This is a genomic window from Aeromonas sp. Y293-4, assembly GCF_027705905.1.
Classification (GTDB): domain Bacteria; phylum Pseudomonadota; class Gammaproteobacteria; order Enterobacterales; family Aeromonadaceae; genus Aeromonas; species Aeromonas veronii.
Map to the genome: position 1 here is coordinate 1 of NZ_JAPDCI010000056.1, position 2,481 is coordinate 2,481.

A 2,481-nucleotide genomic window follows, 5' to 3' on the forward strand; every position below is an offset into this window, starting at 1 on the left:
TCTGGGTGAGTATCATTTAGAACGGTACAAACAGGGTTACTTGACTGCTTAGTATGAAACTTTATTCCTCTCCTACACCTCCAACGAGAAAAACAAACCTATGGCTATTTCAGCCCGGAGAGGTTCGTTAACTCCCAAGGAACCCGGACGGACGAAATCGCCATGAATCCGGCTTACTTCGCCGTATGCCCCCCCGAAGAAATTATGCAAACGCTTTGCCACGAAATGTGCCACCTATGGCAGCACCATTTCGGCAAGCCTGGGCGGCGTGGCTATCACAACAAGGAATGGGCCGACTTCATGGAAGCTATCGGACTAATGCCAAGCAGCACCGGCGCACCTGGTGGAGCACGAACCGGCGACAAGATGGCGGATTATGCCATTGAGGGCGGGCGCTTCTTGGAAGCATATGAAAGCCTGATGACGGATGACTATCGGATCAGTTGGATGGATCGCTTCCCCAGTCGTGAAAAGCTGATGGCAGCAATCGCCAACGGCACCACCGATGAAATGGCCGGGGATCTTTCTATCATGGGGCTGGCTGGGATCTCTGTTGAGGATGGAGAAATCACATTTGAGCCAGGGGAGCGCCCGAATAAGTCGAATCGGGAAAAATATACTTGCCCGCTCTGCCAGGCGAACATTTGGGGCAAGCCTGGCCTAAACGTCCTATGCGGAGACTGTGACACGGCTTTTGAGGCCGCTAACTGACGCGCTTCGCTTGTCGGCCCTCGGTTCGTGGTGAACAGACTTCGCTAGTTCACCACGCCCCAAGGGCTAGATTAAACGCCAAAAGTAAGGGGGCCGATTTTGGCCCCCTTGTTCGTTCTGTGACTTCAGTTGTTCCCGCCATTTGCCAGCTTGCGCCAGGCGGCTAACGTCGCCTGGTAAAAGCTGCGGCCTATTCTCGACGGCACCGCCAGCACAAGCACGGCCACCGTTGCAATAATGGCCAGCCAGGCCAACAGGGTTTGACTGTCCTTCAGCAATGGATAGGCCGCGAACAACAACAGCACTCCAACGGCAACAGCAGCGGCAAAGTAGGTTTTCGCTTTTGCCGTCATGGTCAGCCCTCGATAACAGCAACAAGCTGAACTTGGTTCAGATCAACTTCGATTTCTTCCCCGTCGTCGTCGTACTTCAGCCAGCCCAAACCATATGCAGCGCGGCGACTGGACAACAGGCGAGCCGGTCGCTCGTCATAGCGCACCTGAATGATCGGCTTCTTGATTTTGCCTTGTTGCTCGTCAGCGTTCAGCAGGGCATTAGCCGCCGCATCCGGCCCGCCCCCGCCAATCGGGGCACCGTCGATGGTCAACGGCTGTTGCTTGTCCTTATCGCCTTCACCTGGCCAGCCTGCGCCGCCCTGGTCGTCACTGTCCGGCTCCTTGTCGCCGCCTGCACCTGGCCAGCCTGCGCCGCCCTGGTCGTCACTGTCCGGCTCTTTGTCGCCGCCTGCACCTGGCCAGCCTGCGCCGCCCTGGTCGTCACTGTCCGGCTCTTTGTCGCCGCCTGCACCTGGCCAGCCTGCGCCGCCCTGGTCGTCACTGTCCGGCTCTTTGTCGCCGTCTGCACCTGGCAAGCCTGCGCCGCCCTGGTCGTCACTGTCCGGCTCCGTGCTCGGGTTCTTCAGGTCATTACAGAAGCGGCGAACGTCTGCCGTTGTCAGTTCGTCCCCATCCTCGGCAACCATGCTTTCGATGCAATAGGTTTCCACCTCGTCGGGGTAGTTCTTGAATGAACGATGCAGGATAGCCAAGGCTTGAACGGACACGCATCGGCCCGAGTCGTACAGCTCACGAATGCAATCCGGCAACTCGAAAAAGCTGATATGGTCAGACACGAACGAAGCGGGCTTACCCAGCTTTCCGGCAATCTCTGATTTCTTGTCTCCGTTGTCGATTTGACGCTGGATGAAGTGGGCCATTTCGAGGGCCGTCAGCCCCTCCCGTTGAATGTTATCGACGGCGTTATCGTACTCGTCGGCGTCAGAGTCGATAAACGCCGGGACGGTATCAAGGCCCGCTTCCTGTGCGGCCAGGTAACGCCGATAACCGGCGTTAATCATAAACTCGCCTTCAAGCTCCGGGTGAGGCTTCAGGCTAAGGGGGTTTTTCACCCCCCGTTGTTTGCCTGTTACCTTACTGACCGCCTTCATAGAGTCAGCCAGTTCGGTGATTTTTGCCGGGTCTACTCGCTGGCGACTGTTGTTAGGGTCTGGATGGATTTTGCTGATCGGTACTTCACGAATCAGCAGGTTGTTATTCTCTGGTTCCGCCGCCTCTACTGGCGCGGCACCAGGCCCGCCCATCAGGTCGGACAGGTTGAACGAATCCAGCCCGCTGAGGTCTGCCCCTTTACCACTCATTCAGCCACCCCCATTTTTTCAAAGATAATGCTAAAGGGGGAGCCCGCAGAATTCGGAAAAAATCGTACGCTAAGGTTTTCCGGGCATCCGTAAGGGCCGAAACTTCCCGTCTT

At 56.9% G+C, this 2,481-nt stretch carries 3 protein-coding genes; 1 reads left to right on the forward strand and 2 read right to left on the reverse strand.

Going from position 1 to position 2,481, the window contains the following annotated elements; translation table 11 throughout:
• Positions 1–63: 63 nt before the first annotated feature.
• A complete protein-coding gene (locus OKC31_RS21480) occupies positions 64–711 on the forward strand; it encodes a SprT-like domain-containing protein (protein WP_077897378.1) in 648 nt (215 codons plus the stop codon).
• 125 nt (positions 712–836) lie between these two features.
• On the opposite strand, the gene OKC31_RS21485 is transcribed toward OKC31_RS21480, so the two are convergent.
• Positions 837–1,064, reverse strand: coding sequence for a hypothetical protein (locus tag OKC31_RS21485; protein WP_012477884.1), 228 nt, complete (start codon positions 1,062–1,064; stop codon positions 837–839).
• Between the two features lie 2 nt (positions 1,065–1,066).
• On the reverse strand, positions 1,067–2,368 hold the full coding sequence (locus OKC31_RS21490) for a ParB/RepB/Spo0J family partition protein (protein WP_032494807.1): 1,302 nt from the start codon (positions 2,366–2,368) through the stop codon (positions 1,067–1,069).
• Positions 2,369–2,481 lie beyond the last annotated feature (113 nt).